This is a genomic window from Kocuria sp. CPCC 205261 (assembly GCF_040981025.1).
GTDB lineage: Bacteria > Actinomycetota > Actinomycetes > Actinomycetales > Micrococcaceae > Kocuria > Kocuria marina.
The window spans coordinates 25,095-41,982 of sequence record NZ_JAVKPU010000010.1 but is presented as its reverse complement, the minus strand read 5'-3'; the positions used below and the strand labels follow the sequence as shown (position 1 = coordinate 41,982).

16 protein-coding genes and 1 pseudogene are annotated in these 16,888 nt (G+C 70.1%); 5 read left to right on the top strand and 12 right to left on the bottom strand.

The genetic code is table 11. From position 1 onward, the window contains the following. Nucleotides 1–19 precede the first annotated feature (19 nt). Nucleotides 20–1,546, top strand: a complete 1,527-nt coding sequence (locus RF646_RS10560; RefSeq protein ID WP_167318000.1) for a gluconokinase — start codon at nucleotides 20–22, stop codon at nucleotides 1,544–1,546. Between the two features lie 20 nt (nucleotides 1,547–1,566). Here the strand turns inward: RF646_RS10560 and bioD are convergent, their stop codons facing one another. From bioD to bioB, 4 genes are read right to left on the bottom strand one after another with little or no spacing between them, the layout of a single operon-like run. Then, on the bottom strand, nucleotides 1,567–2,283 hold the full coding sequence (gene bioD / locus RF646_RS10555; RefSeq protein WP_167317999.1) for a dethiobiotin synthase: 717 nt from the start codon (nucleotides 2,281–2,283) through the stop codon (nucleotides 1,567–1,569). Further along, nucleotides 2,280–3,554 carry an 8-amino-7-oxononanoate synthase gene (locus RF646_RS10550; protein WP_368835934.1) on the bottom strand — a complete coding sequence of 425 codons (1,275 nt, stop codon included), beginning with the start codon at nucleotides 3,552–3,554 and terminating at the stop codon, nucleotides 2,280–2,282. Before RF646_RS10550 ends, bioD begins: the two co-directional genes overlap by 4 nt. Beyond that, nucleotides 3,551–5,002: an adenosylmethionine--8-amino-7-oxononanoate transaminase gene (gene bioA / locus RF646_RS10545; protein ID WP_368835933.1), complete on the bottom strand. Its 1,452-nt coding sequence runs from the start codon at nucleotides 5,000–5,002 to the stop codon at nucleotides 3,551–3,553. Before bioA ends, RF646_RS10550 begins: the two co-directional genes overlap by 4 nt. Further along, nucleotides 4,995–6,392 carry a biotin synthase BioB gene (bioB, locus tag RF646_RS10540; RefSeq protein WP_368835932.1) on the bottom strand — a complete coding sequence of 466 codons (1,398 nt, stop codon included), beginning with the start codon at nucleotides 6,390–6,392 and terminating at the stop codon, nucleotides 4,995–4,997. The genes bioA and bioB overlap by 8 nt, the downstream gene beginning before the upstream one ends. A 117-nt stretch (nucleotides 6,393–6,509) precedes the next feature. Here bioB and RF646_RS10535 point away from each other — a divergent pair, with 117 nt between their 5' ends. Both RF646_RS10535 and RF646_RS10530 read left to right on the top strand, forming a co-directional pair. Further along, the gene (locus tag RF646_RS10535; protein WP_368835931.1) at nucleotides 6,510–7,139 is read left to right on the top strand and encodes a TetR/AcrR family transcriptional regulator C-terminal domain-containing protein; all 630 of its coding nucleotides are present in this window, start codon (nucleotides 6,510–6,512) and stop codon (nucleotides 7,137–7,139) included. Then, nucleotides 7,136–7,630: a GNAT family N-acetyltransferase gene (locus RF646_RS10530; protein WP_144997074.1), complete on the top strand. Its 495-nt coding sequence runs from the start codon at nucleotides 7,136–7,138 to the stop codon at nucleotides 7,628–7,630. The genes RF646_RS10535 and RF646_RS10530 overlap by 4 nt, the downstream gene beginning before the upstream one ends. On the opposite strand, the gene RF646_RS10525 is transcribed toward RF646_RS10530, so the two are convergent. Continuing rightward, a complete protein-coding gene (locus RF646_RS10525) occupies nucleotides 7,627–8,391 on the bottom strand; it encodes a LysR substrate-binding domain-containing protein (protein WP_368835930.1) in 765 nt (254 codons plus the stop codon). The genes RF646_RS10530 and RF646_RS10525 overlap by 4 nt on opposite strands. 51 nt (nucleotides 8,392–8,442) lie before the next feature. On the opposite strand from RF646_RS10525, the pseudogene RF646_RS10520 reads away from it, so the two are divergent. Further along, a pseudogene (locus RF646_RS10520) lies at nucleotides 8,443–9,126 on the top strand (NAD(P)-dependent oxidoreductase); the annotation flags it as partial. A gap of 79 nt (nucleotides 9,127–9,205) precedes the next feature. On the opposite strand, the gene RF646_RS10515 reads toward RF646_RS10520, so the two are convergent. From RF646_RS10515 to RF646_RS10490, 6 genes are all read right to left on the bottom strand, one after another. After that, nucleotides 9,206–10,600, bottom strand: a complete 1,395-nt coding sequence (locus RF646_RS10515; protein WP_144997072.1) for a short-chain fatty acid transporter — start codon at nucleotides 10,598–10,600, stop codon at nucleotides 9,206–9,208. Continuing rightward, the gene (locus RF646_RS10510) at nucleotides 10,597–11,478 is read right to left on the bottom strand and encodes a cytochrome c oxidase assembly protein (RefSeq protein ID WP_144997070.1); all 882 of its coding nucleotides are present in this window, start codon (nucleotides 11,476–11,478) and stop codon (nucleotides 10,597–10,599) included. Before RF646_RS10510 ends, RF646_RS10515 begins: the two co-directional genes overlap by 4 nt. Next, on the bottom strand, nucleotides 11,478–12,002 hold the full coding sequence (locus RF646_RS10505) for a DUF2243 domain-containing protein (RefSeq protein ID WP_260850449.1): 525 nt from the start codon (nucleotides 12,000–12,002) through the stop codon (nucleotides 11,478–11,480). The genes RF646_RS10510 and RF646_RS10505 overlap by 1 nt, the downstream gene beginning before the upstream one ends. A 150-nt stretch (nucleotides 12,003–12,152) precedes the next feature. Then, nucleotides 12,153–13,343 (bottom strand): acetyl-CoA C-acetyltransferase, encoded by a 1,191-nt coding sequence (locus RF646_RS10500; RefSeq protein ID WP_368835929.1) that lies wholly within the window; start codon nucleotides 13,341–13,343, stop codon nucleotides 12,153–12,155. After that, a complete protein-coding gene (locus RF646_RS10495) occupies nucleotides 13,340–14,017 on the bottom strand; it encodes a CoA transferase subunit B (RefSeq protein ID WP_144997068.1) in 678 nt (225 codons plus the stop codon). The genes RF646_RS10500 and RF646_RS10495 overlap by 4 nt, the downstream gene beginning before the upstream one ends. Next, the gene (locus RF646_RS10490) at nucleotides 14,014–14,808 is read right to left on the bottom strand and encodes a CoA transferase subunit A (RefSeq protein ID WP_144997067.1); all 795 of its coding nucleotides are present in this window, start codon (nucleotides 14,806–14,808) and stop codon (nucleotides 14,014–14,016) included. The genes RF646_RS10495 and RF646_RS10490 overlap by 4 nt, the downstream gene beginning before the upstream one ends. Before the next feature lie 152 nt (nucleotides 14,809–14,960). Here RF646_RS10490 and RF646_RS10485 point away from each other — a divergent pair, with 152 nt between their 5' ends. Next, entirely contained in the window at nucleotides 14,961–15,764 is an 804-nt protein-coding gene (locus RF646_RS10485; RefSeq protein WP_144997065.1) for an IclR family transcriptional regulator, read from the top strand. Between the two features lie 212 nt (nucleotides 15,765–15,976). Here RF646_RS10485 and RF646_RS10480 read toward each other — a convergent pair whose 3' ends face one another. Then, entirely contained in the window at nucleotides 15,977–16,726 is a 750-nt protein-coding gene (locus tag RF646_RS10480) for a 3-hydroxybutyrate dehydrogenase (RefSeq protein ID WP_368835928.1), read from the bottom strand. Nucleotides 16,727–16,888: the final 162 nt, after the last annotated feature.

Below are 16,888 nucleotides of genomic sequence, written 5' to 3'. Positions count from 1 at the left end.
GCGAGGGAGCAAGACGCAGATGGGCAAGCACAAGAACACACCGTGCACGGACGACGGCGTGGACTTCGCCGTGGAACTGGACCGGGCGCAGGACCCCCTGGTGATGACCCTGGACATCGGCTCCACCGCCACGCGCGGCTCCGTGCATGACGCCACAGGGACACCCGTGCGCGGGTACCGCCACAAGATCCCCCACGCGTTCACCACCGCGGCGGACGGCACCTCCGTGATCGACCCGGACCAGGTGGTGGACGAGATCCGCGAGATCCTGGACGTGGTGTGCGACCGGAAGGAGCTCGCGGGGCGGGTGCGCGGCGTCGGCCTGGACTCCTTCGCGTCCTCCCTGGTGGGTGTGGACGCGAAGGGTGACCCCGTGACCGAGTGCTTCACGTACGCCGACTCACGGTGCGCGCCGCAGCTGAAACAAATGCGCGAGGAACTCGACGAACGGCAGGTCCAGCAGACCGTGGGCGCGCGCCTGCACACGAGCTACCTGGCCCCGCGGTTCCGGTGGCTCGCGGAAACGCGCCCCGAGGACTTCGAGGCCGCAGAGCGCTGGCTGAGCATCGGCGAGTACGTGTGGTTGCGTCTGCTCGGCACCACCGCCGCGGGTACCGCGACCGCCGCGTGGACGGGGCTGCTCAACCGCCGTTCGGGCAACTGGGATCGGCGGATGCTCAAGGCCGCCGGCATCACCGCGGACGTGCTCTCCCCGGTCCTCGAACCCCACGAGCCGCTGCCGGACGTGGATCCCGATCGCACCGCGCGTTGGCAGGGGCTCGCGGACGCGCAGTGGTTCGCGCCCGTGGCGGACGGGCTGTGCGCCAACCTGGGGGTGGGCGGATCGGACGAGCACACGATCGTCGCGTCTGCGGCGACCTCCGGCGCCATGCGGGTCCTGCTGCACCACCGCCCCCAGGACATCCCGCCGGGGCTGTGGTGCTACCGCATTGACTCCTCCCGGTGCCTGCTGGGCGGCGCCCTCAACGACGTGGGCCGCGCCGTGAGCTGGTTGCTCGACACCCTCGCGCTCGACGGCGTCGTACTCGACGAGATCGCCGCCGCGGATCCCTCCCCCGACACCCCCGGGGTGCTCCCCTTCCTGACCGGCGAACGCTCCACCGGGTGGGCGGGCAGTGCGCGGGCGGTGTTCGCGGATGTTTCAGCGTCCACGGATGCCTCCGCGATGGCACGCGGGATGCTGGAGGGGATCGCTGGTTCCTACCGGAGGGTGTCGGACGAGCTGGAACGGGCCGCCACGGACGTGGAGCGGATCGTGGCGGCGGGCCGGGTCACCCAGGAGTTGCCGTCCTGGTTGCAGATCCTGGGCGACTACCTGGGCACCCCCGTGATCCACCAGACCATCAAGCGGTCCACGTGCCGCGGCAATGCCCTGCTCATGCTGGAGTCACTCGCGCCGGACGTGGAGTGCTCCTCCCCGGAACCCGCGGGGACGTACACCCCTCGCGATTCCGCGCAGGAGTACTACCGGGGTGTCCACGACCGTTTCGAGCGGCTCTACGGGGCGGCGGTGGAGGGCTCGTGAGCCCCGTCCATGTGCCGTCTTCAACTCACGCCGACGTTCCATCCCGCGGGGACCGCGCCCAGTAGGGGGATGTGGTGGCCGCTCACATCCGGCAGGTCCGCCAGGTAGTCCCGATTGGATTCCTGCACCGGATCGGGGTGAGCCGGCCAGGATCCCAGCACGACCCCCGACACCCGCACGCCCCGGTGGTGCAGGGCCTCCAGGGTCAGCAGGGTGTGGTTCAGGGTTCCCAGGTCCGGGCGGGTCACCACGACCGTCCCGACGTCCTCCCCCGCGCGGCCTTGCAGCTCCCGCGCCAGATCCGCGATCGTATGCTGCTGCCCGTCCAGCTCCACGAGCACTCCCCCGCTACCCTCCACCAGCACGAGGTCGTGGGATTCCTGTAATTCCATGACCCGCTCCACGTGCGCGGTGATCGACAGAAGGTCCACCCCGTCGATCGCCGCCGCGGGAGGCGGGGCCATGGGCTCGGTGAGCCGCTGTCCCTCCGCCACGGTGAGCGCCGCGGACGGCACGCCGACGGTATGAGCCAGCCGAGCAACGTCGTCAACGTCCCCCGGATCGTCCCCGCGCACGCCGGTCTGTTGGGGCTTGTAGACCGCGATCCGTTGGACTCCAGAGGACCATGCGGCCACCGCGAGCGCCGCGGTCGTGTAGGTCTTGCCCACGTCCGTGTCCGTCCCCGTGACGATGGTGATACGGGGAAGGGGCACGTGGGCGAGTGGGTTGTGAGTCATGCGGTGACCTCCTGGACGGATGGCGTACCTCTATCGGCGCCGGAACCCGGGGCCGGAACGGGTCGCGACGGCGCGATCCGGCCGAGGCCGGCGCCCATTCCCGGCGTGGACGGCTCCAGAGCGCGCAGAACCTCCCGCACCCGATTCACCGCCTCCGACAATTCTTGTAATTCCATGTTCGCGCGCGCCGTGAGACGCAGCCTGCTGATGCCGTCCGGCACCGACGGCGGGCGGAAGCATCCCACCGCCACCCCACGCTCACGCAGGGTCCGGGCGGCGTCCACGGCGAGTTCCGCCGATCCCACGGGCACCGACTGCACCGCAGCGCGCGCGAGAGGCACGTCCAGCGCGCGGGCCACGAAGGCCGCGCGCTCGTGCAACCGGTCCGCAAGCTTGGGCCGCCCGAGGACGATCCGGGCGGCCTCCGCGGCGGCCGCGGCACTCGCCGGTGCGAGGGCGGTGTCGTACACGAACGGGCGCGCACGGTTGAGCAGGTGGTCGCGCAGCAGCTCGGACCCGAGCACCGCCCCGCCCTGCGCGCCGAGCGCCTTGGACAGCGTCACGGTCAGGACCACGTGCGGCGCGCCCGCGAGACCGAGTTCGTGCACGAGCCCGCGACCACGGCCAGCGACCCCGATCCCATGGGCCTCGTCCACGAGTAACAACGCATCGTGCGCGCAACACACCCGCGCCAGCGCCTCGAGCGGTGCGTGATCCCCCCACACCGAGTACAAGGATTCGACGACGACGATCGCCCGCGACTGCGACCGCTCCGCCAGCAGCTGCTCCACGTGGGCCACGTCCGAGTGCCGCGCGATCCGCACGGGCGAGCGGGACAACCGGGCACCGTCCACGAGGGAGGCGTGCACGTGGGCGTCCGAGACGATGAGGGTGTCCACATCTCCCAACGCCGTGAGCACACCCGTGTTCGCCGCGTACCCGCTCGAGAAGACCAGGGCCGCAGGCTGACCCGTGAGCTCGCACAGGGCGCGCTCAAGCTCCTCGTGCACGGGCAATGTGCCCGTGACGAGCCGCGACGCCCGTGAACCGGCCCCGTACCCGTCCAGTGCGCGGTGCGCCGCGGCCACGACGCGGGGGTCCCGCGACAGGCCCAGGTAGTCGTTGGACGCGAGGTCCACACACGGCCCGCGCATGGGCCGCAGTTCACGCCGCAGTCCCAGTTCATCGCATTCCCGCGCCCGGTCGTGAAGCCAATCGTCAAGGGGTCCCGCGGCGGTTCCGGCCGCGGCCGCTTCCGTGTGCGCGTTCATGCTCCGGCCCCCCTTGTCACGTCCCGGGCCGCGTGCACCACGGCGTGGGCGATGCGGCGGGCGTCGTCGTCCGAACAGATGTAGGGCGGCATCGCGTAGAGCAACCGACCGAAGGGCCGCAGCCACACCCCGTGCTCGAGGGCTGCGCGCGTCAACCGTGCATTGTCCGGGGCCCGGTGGAATTCCACGACACCCACCCCGCCGATCACCCGCACGTCCTCTACCGCGTCGAGTTCGGCGGCCGCGGGGAGGATCTCCCGGAAGGCGGTTTCCAGTCGGGTGATGTCCCGGCGCCACGTGTCCCGGAGCATCCGCACGGACTGCAGGGCCACCGCGCACGCGAGCGGGTTGGCCATGAACGTGGGCCCGTGCATGAGCGCACGCTGCGGTGACGCCGTGATGACCGTTCCCACGGATCCGGACACCAGCACAGCGGCGAGGGTCATGTATCCGCCGGTCAGGGCCTTGCCCACGCACATCACGTCCGGGACCACCCCGGCCCACTCGCACGCGAACCACCGCCCGGTGCGTCCGAACCCCGTGGCGATCTCGTCCGCGATGAGCACGAGGTCCAGCTCGTCCGCGATCTCCCGCAGGGCTCGCAGACAGCGCGGGTCGTACGTGCGCATCCCGCCGGCTCCCTGCAGAACGGGCTCCACGATGACGCCCGCGAGCTCGTCCCGGTGCGCCCGGGCCGTGGCGCGCACGTCCGCGATCCACCGCGCGACGTCCTCGTCCGACCCCACCCACTCGTGATCCTCCCCCGACGACGACGCCGCGGGCGGCGGTGCCACGAAGAGCTGCTCCACCACCAGCCCGGAGAATTCGGCGTGCATCCCGCCCTCGGGGTCGCACACGCTCATGGCGCCAGTGGTGTCCCCGTGGTAGCCGCCGCGCACCGTGAGGATGCGCCGACGCTGCGGCCGGCCGCGCGCCGCCTGGTACTGCACTGCGAGCTTTAGCGCGACCTCCACGCTCACGGAGCCCGAGTCTGCGAAGAACACGTGCTGCAGCTCGGGCGGGGTGACCTCCACCAGCAGCTCCGCGAGTTCTACGGCCGGGCGGTGCGTGAGCCCCCCGAACATCACGTGGGAGAACTCGGTGATCTGGTCCACGGCGGCGCGGTCCAGTTCCGGGTTGCGGTAGCCGTGCACGGCGCACCACCACGAGGCCATGCCATCGATTGCCCGGATCCGGTCCCCCTCAGGAGTCTCCAGGGTCAGGGTCACGCCCTCCGCGGCCAGCACCGCGTGGGGTGCGGGTCCGTCCAGCGGTGCGTAGGGGTGCCAGAGCAGCCCGCGGTCACGAGCGGCGAGGCGGGTGGGCTCCACGGCGTCGTCACCCTGTTCTGCCGTCTCTGCCACGGCACCCGCGGCGGGGCAAGAAGCCTCCCCGCTGCCCTCGGCGGGCGCGGTGCCGTGCGTGATCTGCGGTGCCGGTTCAGGCATTCGGCGCCACCGAGGTCCCCGCACCACGACGCCGCACGGTCGGGCTCAGCTCGATCCTCACCCGGGTGTCGTTCTCGTCGCGTTCGGGCCCGTCGCCCGAGCTCAACAGGGCGGCGAGCGCCGCGGAGACCGGGGCAGCTGACCGAGCAGGGACCGGGCCCTGGGCGGTCGAGGGCAGCGCGGCGTCGTCACCCTGATCGGAAAAGACGGGGTCGAAGGGGGCCGGACCGCCGCCCGAGGTGGCATCGGGACCGGCAGCTCCACCGGTTCCGCACGTGGACCCGCAGGGCGTGCTCGCCGGGCCTGCCGAGCCCGTCTGACCTGCCTGGCCCGCCGCAGCCTGCTCGGGAGCCGTACCGCTCGAGGCGTGGGCGGGCGCCGCGGCGTCGTGCTCACGGGAAAGGTCTGGCCCCGCACCAAGGACGGTGAAGCCGGCGTCCGCGATCATGTCCAGGTCCGCCTGGGCCGCCTGCCCTTCGGAGGTGAGGTAGTCGCCCAGGAACAGGGAGTTGACCACGTGCAGGGCGAGCGGCTGCAGCGAACGCAAGTGCATCTCGCGGCCACCGGCCATGCGGATCTCCTTGTCCGGGCACACGAAGCGCACCACGGAAAGGATCTTCAGGCACTTCTGCGGGCTCAGCTGCCACGTGCCTGCCAGGGGCGTGCCGTCGAAGGGCATGAGGAAGTTCACCGGCACGGAGTCCGAGCCCAGGTCCCGCAGCGCGAAGAGCGCCTCAACGAGCTGCTCGTCCGTCTCCCGCATGCCCACGATCAGCCCGGAGCACGGGGAGAGCCCGGCGTCCTTCGCGCGCTCCACGGTGTCCACGCGGTCCTGGTAGGTGTGGGTGGAGCAGATGGACTCGTAGTTGGACTCGGCGGTGTTGAGGTTGTGGTTGTAGGCGTCCACGCCCGCGCCGCTCAGCGTCTCCGCCTGGCCGTCCTTGAGCAGGCCCAGGCATGCGCAGACCTCCACATCCGGGTGCTGCTCCTTCAGCGCCTCGACCGTGCGGGTCACGTTGCCCACCTCACGGTTGGACGGGCCGCGACCGCTCGCCACGAGGCACACGCGGCTCGCACCACCGCGGATGCCGTACTCGGCCTGCTCCACCGCCTTTTCGGGGCTCAGCCACGAGTACTTGAGGATGTCTGTCCCGGCGTTCAGGCGCTGGGAGCAGTAGCCGCAGTCCTCGGCGCACAACCCGGACTTCAGGTTGACCAGGTAGTTCACCTTCACGGTCATCCCGAAGTGTTCGCGGCGCAGCCGTGCGGCGGCGGCCACGAGGTCCAGCATGCCGGGGTCGTCGGTGTGCAGCAGCTCGAGGGCTTCGTCCGGGGTCACGGGGTCGCCGGCGAGGACGCGCTCGGCCAGCTCGGCAGGGTTCTTGAACATTGTTCAATTATTGAACGCCGTTCAAGAAAGTCAATTCTCCGACGCCCGCCCCGCGCCGCACCGGCCGATCGGTAGAGTCACACGCAGCACCCGACCGAGCACCCCGAGAGGAGCACCGTGGCCCTGAAACGCGATGACGTGGTGGATGCCGCGTGGCACATCCTGCAGAGCTACGGCCTGGGTGATCTCTCCATGCGCCGCCTCGCCAAGGAGCTCGAGGTCCAGCCCGGCGCCCTCTACTGGCACGTGGCCAACAAGCAGGAGTTGCTGGCGGTGCTCGCCCAGCGCATGGTCGCACCGCTCGCCGCCGACCGCGCGGTGCACGACGACGCCGCTCCCCGCGCCGTCCGCTCGGCCGGTCACGACGGGGCGGGTCCGGGGCACTCCGATGACGGCCGCACCGAGCCCGGCCACCTCGACCCCGCTCGGGTGGCCGCGGAGTTCCGTCGGCTGATCCTCGCGGTGCGCGACGGCGCGGAGGTCGTCGGCGTGGCCCACGCCCTCGATCCGCTCGACCTGCCGCCGGTTCCGTTACTCGTCGCGGCCCTGTCCGCCACGGGTCTCACGCAGCGGACCGCCGAGAACACGGCCCTGACCCTGGTCCGGTTCACACTGGGTTCCGTCACCGCTCAGCAGACCCGCGAGGCCATGGGGCTGCCCACCACTGACAGCGCTTCGCGGTTCGAGGCCGGACTGGCCCTGATCCTCGGTCGTGAGGCAGCGCCCCTCGAGAGGTCCGACCCATGACACGGCCCGCCTTCACCATCCGTCTCCCCGAGCCCGACGACGCTCCCGCCCTCGCGGCCGTCCACGTGCGTTCCTGGCGTGAGACGTACGCGGGCATGCTCCCGGAGCGCTTCTACGACGAGACGGCGCAGCGGCGTCGTCGCACCATGTGGGACGGACTCCTGCGCGATGAAGCCGGCCGGAGGGCGGTGCGCGTCGCGGAGGTGGCCGGACGGATCGTGGGCTTCGCCGCGGTCGGTGCACCGGAGGAGGCGCAACCGGCGCGGGAGACCGCGCTGCGCATGGTGTACGTTCTGCGCGAGCACCACGGCGGCGGAGCGGGACAGGCGCTGCTGGACACCGCACTGGGGGCCGAGCCCGCGCAGCTGTGGGTCGCCGCAGCCAATGCGCGCGCCATCCGGTTCTACGAGCGCAATGGCTTCCGCGCGGACGGGACCGAGACGGTGGACCCGCGACTGTCGGACCTGCGCGAGCTCAGGATGGTGCGCTAGCGAGCGAGTGCGTTGGCGCGCGGACCCCGGCGCTCGCCGCGGGGCCGCGCACGACCGGTGCCGGCTGAAGCGGCCAATTGGTCCTTCATGTCCTCGACCGCCGCCCGGAGCGCGTCCATCACGGCCTTCACCGCGGGGCGCTTCAACAGGTCCGGGCGCGAGACCGCCCAGTAGGACGCACGGAACGCGAACTCCTCGGGGAAGAGCCGCACGAGGTCCCCGGCGCGATCGGCCAGGTAGCACGGCAGCAGGCCGATACCCGCCCCGGACCGGGTCAACTCCACGTGCACCATGGAGGACGTGGCCCCGATCGACTGGTGCATCCGCGGCAGATGCCGCACGGGATCGATCAGCTCCGGGACGTCCTGCATGGACTCGATGAAGTAGAGCAGAGGGTGCTCCTGCAGTTGGGCGGGGGACTCGATGGCCGGGTGGCGTTCCACGTACGCCGCGGACGCGTAGAGCCCCAGGAAGTAGTCCGCCAAGTGGAACGAGTCGTTCCAGGAGACCTCTGGGCGCCCCACGACCACCGCGACGTCGATCCCCACGAGGTTGGCGCTCGGGCGGCGCGCAGCGTTGATCATCTCGAGCCGCACACCGGGGTGGGTCTCGGACAGCCTGCGCATGGCCTCACCCACGGCGATCCCGCCCAGGCCGTCCGGGGCCAAGACCCGCACGAGCCCCTTCACCCCGCCTCCCGCACCGCCCGATTCCAGGGCGAGGGAATCCAGGGCCGTCTCGATGCCCTCGGCGGCACTCACGAACTATCGACCCAGATCCGTGGGCTCCCACGCCCCGTCCGATCGGACCAGGGCGTCCTGGCGCTCGCCCCGAAGGACGCCCTCCTCATTGACAGTTCCACGATCGACGTGGAAACCGCCCTGGAGCTGCACAAGGCCGCGGCGGAGAAGGGTTTCGCGTTCGTGGACGCCCCGGTCTCGGGCGGGATCAGCGGTGCTGCGGCGGGAACACTCACGTTCATGATCGGGGGCGACAAGGACACCGTGGCCCGGGCCGAGCAGGTCATCACTCCCATGGCGGGTCGGATCGTGCACACCGGCGGGCCGGGCATGGGGCAATCGGCCAAGATCGTGAACAACATGATGCTCTTCGTCAATCTCGAAGCGTGTGCGGAGGGTTCCGTCCTGGCCGAACGACTGGGTCTGGACCCGCGGGTGTTCTGGGACATCGCGTCGGTGTCCTCCGGCGATTCCTGGGCCCTGCGGACGTGGTACCCCGTCCCGGACATCGTCCCCTCGGCCGCCGCCAACAACAATTTCGAGTCCACGTTCTCCGCGGTCCTGGCCGCCAAGGACGTGGGGCTCGCGCTGTCCGCCGGTGAGCAGACGGGCGTGGACCTCCCCGCGGCCGAACTCGCGGCCCAGCGCTTCCAGCGCCTGATCGACGAGGGGTACGGGGATCTGGACTGCAGCCTGATCGTGAAGTACGCGGCCCCGGACGGCAAGGTCCAGGGCTGGAACCCGGACGAGGTCTGACACCCCGGCCACCTCAGCGAGGTGACGTCGAGCGCCGTCGTGCTCCGAGACCGCAGTGCGCCCGGAACACGACACGCGCTCAGACCCCCGCGCCCACGACCAGCATGGTGGCGGCGAAGACGATCCCGGAGACCAACAACACCACGGTCGTGTAGCCCAGGATGTCCCGGATCTTCAGTCCCGCGATGGCCAGCAACGGCAGGGCCCAGAACGGCTGGATCATGTTCGTCCATTGATCGCCGTAGGACACGGCCATGATCACCACGGCGGGGTCCACGTCCAGGCGGGCGGCGGCGTCCAACAGGATGGGTGCCTGGATGGCCACCTGCCCGCCGCCGGACGGGACGAAGAAGTTGACCAACCCTGCAGACAGGAAGGCCAGCAGGCCCAGCGTCTGGGGCGATGCCACGGCGACGATCGAGTCGGAGAGCACCTGGATCAGCCCCGTGGCGGTCATGATGCCCATGATCCCGGCGTACAGGGGGAACTGCAGCAGGATGTCCCCCACGTTCGACGCGGCGTTCTTGACCAGGCCCATGACCTCGAACGTGTTGCGGGACAACAGGAAGATCAGCCCCAGGAACATCCAGTTCACGATGTTCAGGGTGACCGTTCCACCCCCGGCGAAGTGGATGACCAGGTAGGCCACCAGTGCCAGGCCCACGAGAGTCGTGGGGATGCAGGAGGCATCCAACCGGTCGGCCGGGGCCTCTATGACCGGGCGCTCGATCTCCTGTTCGGACTGGGCGAGCGCCTCGGCCGTGACCGTGTGGGACTCGGGAACGCTGCGCGGTGCCACGAGCCAGAGCGCCAGGGCCACCAGGATCAGGGTGACGACGATCGCGCTGATGTTCCACCACGAGAAAATGGTCTCCCTGATGGGAATGATGTGGCCCACCTGCTTCTCGATGAACGAGCCCGGGGTCGCGGCGGTCAGTGGGCCGGAGCCCGAATACCCCATGTGCCACACCACGAACCCGGAGAACCCGGACGCCACGAGCATCGGGAAGCTCACGGCCTGGCGCCTGCGCGCGAACTCCGCGGCGACCTCCCGGGCGAGCAGACCGCCGACCACCAGGCCGAAACCCCATGTGATGAGCGAGGCCACCGCAGCGATGACGAACACGAAGACGTAGGCGCGCAGGGGTGAGCGGGGCACCGAGGCCAACTTGCCGAGACCGGCGCGCACGGGCCGGGTACTGGCCAGGGCATGACCGAGCAACAGCACCAGCGCCATCTGGGTCATGAACTCCAGCAGCCCGGACAGTCCCGTGCCCCATCCCTGGATCACGGCCACGGGCCCGGAATCGGTCAGCAGCAGGGCCATGAGGGCCACCAGGACGGTGAGGACTATGGCGAAGATCAGCGCCGAGGGGATGAACCTCTCCACGGCGGTGTTGAGCGGCCGCATCACGCGGGCCAGCGGCGGTTCGGACCGGGCGGCGGTGGCCTGCGGGGTTCCCGGGGTGCTCATGACAACGGCTCTCGGTGGTGGCGGGACACGGGTGGTTCTCCGATCTGGATCAGGGTCGGGTACATGCGATCGGTTGCCGGGCGCGGGCGCGTGGCCCGGTGGTGGCCCAGGAACAGCAGGACGATCAGCAGGACGTCCACGACGTCGCCGCCGTAGTACATGACCTGCGCGCCCACGTGGGCGTCGTGGGGCGCGACTCCCGCGGGCGGATGCGCGTAGAGCCACTTGGCCAGGACCGAGTGCGCCGCGATGAAGAGCACCAGGACCACGGCGCGCACCCGGAAGGACGAACGATGCGGATCGGGGTCCGGTCCGGCGATGGCCGCCGTGAACACGTAGCCGGCCAGGAAGATGTGGGTGTGGACGAGCGCGTGGCCCCACGCGGAGGCGTGCATCCAGTGGAACAGCGCGGTGGTGTAGAGCAACCACAACCCGCCGGCATTGAGGATCGCGGCCACCACGGGGTGCGTGGCCCAGCGGACGACCGGGAACCGCAGCACCCGCGAGACCCGGCGCGCCCCGGCGGTGGACAGCCCGCGCAGCGCCACCCGCACGGGCGCGCCCAGGACGAGCAGCAGGGGTCCGAGCATCCCCACCAACAGGTGCCCCACCATGTGAGCGGTGAAGCTGGTGTGCCCGGCGTGGGCGAGGGGCCCCACGAGGCCCACCCCCACGCCCAGCAGGCCGACGTAGAAACTCACGGGACGCCACGGACTCGGGCCCGTCCTGTGACGGCCCGACCACAACAACCACCCGTACCCCGCGGCAGCCAGCACCAGCACCACCACGACCAGCCACTCGAACACAGGCCATCCGACAGCAGCGGCGGTCTCCGCGTGGTGGGTGTGATCCGCATGATGGGCGTGGTCCGAGGACATCAGCGGGTCCGATAGGCCCGCGCGCCGCGCCGCAGCATCACGAACCCGATGAGCATGAGGATCACCGCGGTGCCGTTCCACACGAGGTCGTACGGCAGGATGTCCACCCCGTAGCGGATCTGGTGGATGCCCAGCAGCTTGTGGTCCACGATGCCATCGAAGAGCTGGAAGGTCCCCACGCCCAGGATCACGGCCCCGATCCAGTGGGGCCAGTGCACCCCACCCCGTCGGCGCACGTCAGCGAGCAGGAACAGACCCCAGATGGTGATGAACCACCCGAAGGCGTGGAAGAACCCGTCCGTCACGAGGGCCACCTCATGCGTGGAAAGGTCGTAGAAGTGGTGCCACTGCAGGCCCAGGTGGAAGATGAACAAGTCGATCATGGAGGCGGCGATACCGCATCCGAACAGGAACCCGGACAGCGCCGCCCGCTTGCGGGTGCGCCGGGGGTCCGGGACAGGCCCGCCCCCTGATCCAGGGCCCTCCGACGATGTCGAGTCCGGTGTGGATGCCGTGTGCGCCATGGTTCCTCCTGAATCCATTCGATCAACCCGGCCGCCCGCCCCCGGCTAGCACCCGGGCCGGTCAGCCGGCTCGAGCCGGGCCGCCCCTGGTGTGGGTCACGCCCACCCCGGGTCCGGGACGGGCGTGACCCACCTGCAAGGCTCAAAGGCTCAAAGGCTCAACAACAACGCCTCACCCTGACCGCCGCCACCGCACAGGGACACGGCGGCCTTGCCGGAGCCGCGCCGCGCCAGTTCCAAAGCGGCATGCAGCGCGATCCGCGCGCCCGAGGCCCCCACGGGGTGGCCCAGGGCGATCGCACCACCGTGGATGTTGACCTTCTCGGGGTCCACACCCAGGTCGCGCACCGACTGCACGGCCACGGCCGCGAACGCCTCGTTGATCTCGATGAAGTCCAGATCCTCCAGGGTCCAGTCGGACCGCGAGAGCGCGTGCTCGATGGCCCGGGAGGGCTGGGAGTGCAGGGAGGTATCCGGGCCGGCCACCTGACCGGGCTTGCCCACCACGGCGAGCCACTCGAGTCCGTGCTCCTCCGCGTAACCGCGCGTGGTCAGCACGAGGGCCGCAGCGCCGTCGGAAATGGGGGACGAGTTGCCCGCGGTGATGGCGCCGTCCTTCGTGAAGGCGGGGCGCAGCTTGCCGAGGCCCTCCGCGGTGGAATCCGGGCGCACGCCCTGGTCCTCGGACACCGTGATCGGATCGCCCTTGCGCTGGGGCACCTCGATGGGCGCGATCTCGTCCGCGAAGATCCCGTCCTGCTGGGCCTTGCCCGCGAGTTGGTGGCTGCGCGCGGCCACCGCGTCCTGCTCGGCGCGGTCGATCTGACGCTCGCCGTTGCCGGACTCGGTGAGCTCACCCATGGGCACGCCCTTCTCGACGTCCACGAGCCCGTCGTGGGCGAGCGAGTCCGCGAGCCGCATGTCCCCGTAGGACTTGCCCTTGCGGGCGCCCAGGGCCAGGTGTGGCGCGTTGGTCATGGATTCCATCCCGCCGGCCACGACGACGTCCGCCTCACCCAGGCGCAGCATTCGCGCCGCTTCCGTGACGGCCACCAGACCGGACAGGCACACCTTGTTCAGGGCCGCCGCCGGGACGGTCTTAGGCAGTCCGGCCTTCACCGCGGCCTGTTTGGCCGGGTTCTGCCCGGTGCCCGCCTGCACCACGTTGCCCATGTAGACGTAATCCACGTCCTCGGGGGAGACCCCCGCGCGCTGCACGGCGTGCTTGATCGCGTGCGCGCCCAGGTCCACGGCGCTCAGGTCCGCGAGCGCGCCCAGCAGTTTGCCCTGGGGTGTGCGTGCTCCGTTGACGATCACCACGTCATTGGCGTTCTCTGTCATTTCTCCTCCTGTACGGGCACGGAGTCCGGGGTGACGTCCATGAGCTCAACCCGGTATTCGGCCTCGGTCTTGGCTGCTACTTCTTCTTCGGTCACACCCGGGGCGAGGGTCCGCAACACCAGCCCGTGTTCCTCCACGTCGAAGACGCACAGGTCGGTGATGATGCGGTCCACGACCCCGACACCGGTCAGGGGCAGATCGCACTTCCGCTTGAGCTTGGCGGAGCCGTCCTTGGCGACGTGTTCCGTCAAGACCAGCACACGAGGTGCTCCGGTCACAAGGTCCATGGCCCCGCCCATTCCCTTGACCATCTTGCCGGGAATCATCCAGTTGGCCAGGTCGCCGCGCTGCGAGACCTGCATGGCCCCCAGGATCGCCATCTTCACGTGTCCACCGCGGATCATCGCGAAGGACATCGCGGAGTCGAAGATCGCGGCCCCCGGCTGCAGGGTGATCGTCTGCTTCCCGGCGTTGATCAGGTCCGGGTCCTCGTCCCCCTCGTACGGGAACGGGCCCATGCCCAGCGCCCCGTTCTCGGTCTGCAGCACCACGCTCACGCCCTCGGGCAGGTTGTTCGCCACGAGTGTCGGGATCCCGATGCCCAGGTTCACGTAGTCGCCGTCGGTCAGTTCCGACGCCGCGATGGCCGCCATCTCATCACGCGTCCAACTCATGCCACCGCTCCTTCCGCTCTGCCGTTGCCTGCGCCCCGGGCGGCACCACCGCCGGTCCGCACGTCCGTTCCGCCCTCCGACGACGACGCCGCGGGCCTCGGTCGCGTGGTGCGCTGCTCGATCTCCTTGGGCGCCCCCGAGTACTGCACCACGTACTGCACGAAGACCCCGGGGGTCACGATGTGGTCCGGGTCCAACTCGCCCGGGGCCACGACCTCCTCGGCCTCCGCAAACGTGATCCGTGCGGCCGTGGCGCACACCGGGTTGAAGTTGCGCGAGGTCCTCCGGTAGATCAGGTTGCCGTCCGTGTCCCCTCGCCACGCGTGCACCAGGGCGATGTCCGCGACGATCCCGCGTTCCAGGATGTAGGTGCGCCCGTCGAACTCCGCGGTGGGCTTCCCCTCCGCCACGCGCGTGCCCACACCGGTGGCGGTGTAGAACGCGGGGATCCCCGCACCGCCCGCGCGCAGCCGTTCGGCGAGCGTGCCCTGCGGGTTGAACTCGACCTCGAGCTCACCCTCCAGGTACTGGCGGGCGAACTCCTTGTTCTCCCCCACGTACGAGGACAGCACCTTACTCACCTGCTTGTTCTCCAGCAGCAGACCGAGCCCCTTGCCGTCCACGCCCATGTTGTTGGACACCACGGTCAGGTCCTTGGCTCCGTTGTCCCGGACCGCTTCGATGAGGTCCCGCGGGATCCCGGACAGTCCGAAACCGCCCACCGCCACGGTCATCCCGTCCCGCAGCGTCTCGGCGAGCAACTCGGCCACGTTGTCCCTGAGTTTGGACATGGTCACCCCTCCAGTGCGTGATCTGCCTCTCAGGCTAGAAAGTGACCACATCTTGGTCAATGCTTCACCCGTAATCGTCGATGAAGGGATCACAATCTGAAAAACTGTCGCTAGTCTGTCCATATTGTGAACGTCCCGACGCAGGAGCGTGTATGACCCCGCAGAAATCCCGGAACTCGCAGCCCTCCCCCCAGGGCACGCAGGTGGTCTCCCGGATCGCCGCGATCCTGCAGGCCGTGGCATCCGGGGAGTCAGCCGGATCCACCGCGGCCATCGCCCACCGCACGGGGCTGACCCGGCCCACCGCGCACCGATTGCTCGCAGCGCTCGCCGCCGAGGGGCTCGTGGACCGCACGGAGGACGGCAACTGGGCCCTGGGTCCCGAACTGCACATCCTGGGCACGGTGGCCGCCCAACGTTATCCCGCCCAGGACCTCGCGACCCCGTGTCTGCAGCGGCTCGCCGAGGCCACGGGCGAGTCCGCGTTCTTCTCCGCTCGCCGCGGCAACGAGGTCATCTGCCTGGCCCGGGTGGAGGGGGCGTTCCCGGTGCGCTCACACGTGCTCTACGAGGGCCTGCGGTTGCCCCTGGGCGTGGCCTCCGCGGGACTCGCGATCCTCGGTCACCTACCCCCGGACCAATTGGAGACCGCCCTCGCGGACACCCGGGAGGAGCGGACGCGCCTCGGTCCACAGCACGACGACGCTCACGTCCGCCGCCTCGTCGCCCAGGTCAGGGAGGACGGCTGGTCCCTGAACCCCGGACGTATTGTGGAGGGCTCGTGGGGCATGGCGGCCGCGGTGTTCGACGCGACCGGCCAACCCCGCTACGCGCTCTCCCTGACGGGGATCGAACCCCGGTTCACCGCGGAACGCAGACCCCGCCTCGGGGCGGCTTTGCTGGACCAGGCCCACAGGCTCTCCACGGCGCTGCGCGCGGGGGCCACGACCGTGTGAACCGGACGCAGCGGCGTCGTCCCGTACCGTCAGACCCCGCGTCCTCGCACCCCGGAACATCTGTGCCCCGATACCGCACGCGTTGTGCGACTGCGGGTGTTTTTCCGGGACGCAGATGTTCGGGCCCTTGGCCGGAGAGGGGCCGTGGAACGCGGGCCATTGCCTCGACACCGAACGGCAGCGAGGGTGGACGCGGCGACGTCGCCCCGCGCTCAGGACGCCGTCCAGCCACCGTCCATCGTGTAGGACGCACCCGTGACCATGCCCGCGGACGGGCCGGCCAGGAACGCGATGAGCTCGCCAACCTCCTCGGGTTCCACGAGGCGCTTGATCGCGGACTCGGTGAGCATGATCTTCTCGATCACCTGGTCCTCGGGGATCCTGTGGGTCGCGGCCTGGTCCTTGATCTGCTTGTCCACGAGCGGGGTGTGCACGTAGCTGGGGTTGACGCAGTTGCTGGTCACACCGTGCTCAGCGCCCTCCAGGGCCACGGTCTTGGACAGCCCTTCGAGCCCGTGCTTGGCCGTGACGTACGCGGATTTGTACGCGGACGCGCGCAGACCGTGGATGGAGGAGACGTTGATGATTCGGCCCCATCCGCGCTCGTACATGTGCGGCAGTGCGGCACGGATCAGCAGGAACGGAGCCTCGAGCATGAGCGTGAGGATGCGGTGGAAGTCCGCGGGGTCGAAGTCCTGCACGGGGGCCACCTTTTGGATCCCCGCGTTGTTGACCAGGATGTCCACGTCCAGGCCCAGTTCGGCGAGCGCGGCGGTGTCCGAGAGGTCCACGACCCAGGCTTCCCCGCCCACCTCGGAGGCCGTCGTCTGAGCGGCTTCTTCATTGATATCCGCGACGACCACGTGGGCGCCGCGGTCCGCGAACGCCTGCACGGCGGCGCGGCCGATCCCGCTGGCCCCACCGGTGACCAGGGCCTTCTTCCCCTCGAGCGATTGCTCCATGACAGCCTCTTTGCGCGTGGACGGTTCTCCTACCGCGTCACGCTACGCCCCCGGGGGGCCGCCGGGTCACGATCCGGAACGGACCACCCCGGACCAGCTACGAGTCACGGCCCGCACCGGGGGCCGCCCGGTCACGGAAGCCCCGGTGACCCGAGCCCGAGG

Coding starts and splice junctions, on each gene's coding strand:
- RF646_RS10560 (WP_167318000.1), top strand. CDS start 20: ATGGGCAAGCACAAGAACACACCGTGCACGGACGACGGCGTGGACTTC.
- bioD (WP_167317999.1), bottom strand. CDS start 2,283: ATGACTCACAACCCACTCGCCCACGTGCCCCTTCCCCGTATCACCATC.
- RF646_RS10550 (WP_368835934.1), bottom strand. CDS start 3,554: ATGAACGCGCACACGGAAGCGGCCGCGGCCGGAACCGCCGCGGGACCC.
- bioA (WP_368835933.1), bottom strand. CDS start 5,002: ATGCCTGAACCGGCACCGCAGATCACGCACGGCACCGCGCCCGCCGAG.
- bioB (WP_368835932.1), bottom strand. CDS start 6,392: ATGTTCAAGAACCCTGCCGAGCTGGCCGAGCGCGTCCTCGCCGGCGAC.
- RF646_RS10530 (WP_144997074.1), top strand. CDS start 7,136: ATGACACGGCCCGCCTTCACCATCCGTCTCCCCGAGCCCGACGACGCT.
- RF646_RS10515 (WP_144997072.1), bottom strand. CDS start 10,600: ATGAGCACCCCGGGAACCCCGCAGGCCACCGCCGCCCGGTCCGAACCG.
- RF646_RS10510 (WP_144997070.1), bottom strand. CDS start 11,478: ATGTCCTCGGACCACGCCCATCATGCGGATCACACCCACCACGCGGAG.
- RF646_RS10505 (WP_260850449.1), bottom strand. CDS start 12,002: ATGGCGCACACGGCATCCACACCGGACTCGACATCGTCGGAGGGCCCT.
- RF646_RS10500 (WP_368835929.1), bottom strand. CDS start 13,343: ATGACAGAGAACGCCAATGACGTGGTGATCGTCAACGGAGCACGCACA.
- RF646_RS10495 (WP_144997068.1), bottom strand. CDS start 14,017: ATGAGTTGGACGCGTGATGAGATGGCGGCCATCGCGGCGTCGGAACTG.
- RF646_RS10490 (WP_144997067.1), bottom strand. CDS start 14,808: ATGTCCAAACTCAGGGACAACGTGGCCGAGTTGCTCGCCGAGACGCTG.
- RF646_RS10485 (WP_144997065.1), top strand. CDS start 14,961: ATGACCCCGCAGAAATCCCGGAACTCGCAGCCCTCCCCCCAGGGCACG.
- RF646_RS10480 (WP_368835928.1), bottom strand. CDS start 16,726: ATGGAGCAATCGCTCGAGGGGAAGAAGGCCCTGGTCACCGGTGGGGCC.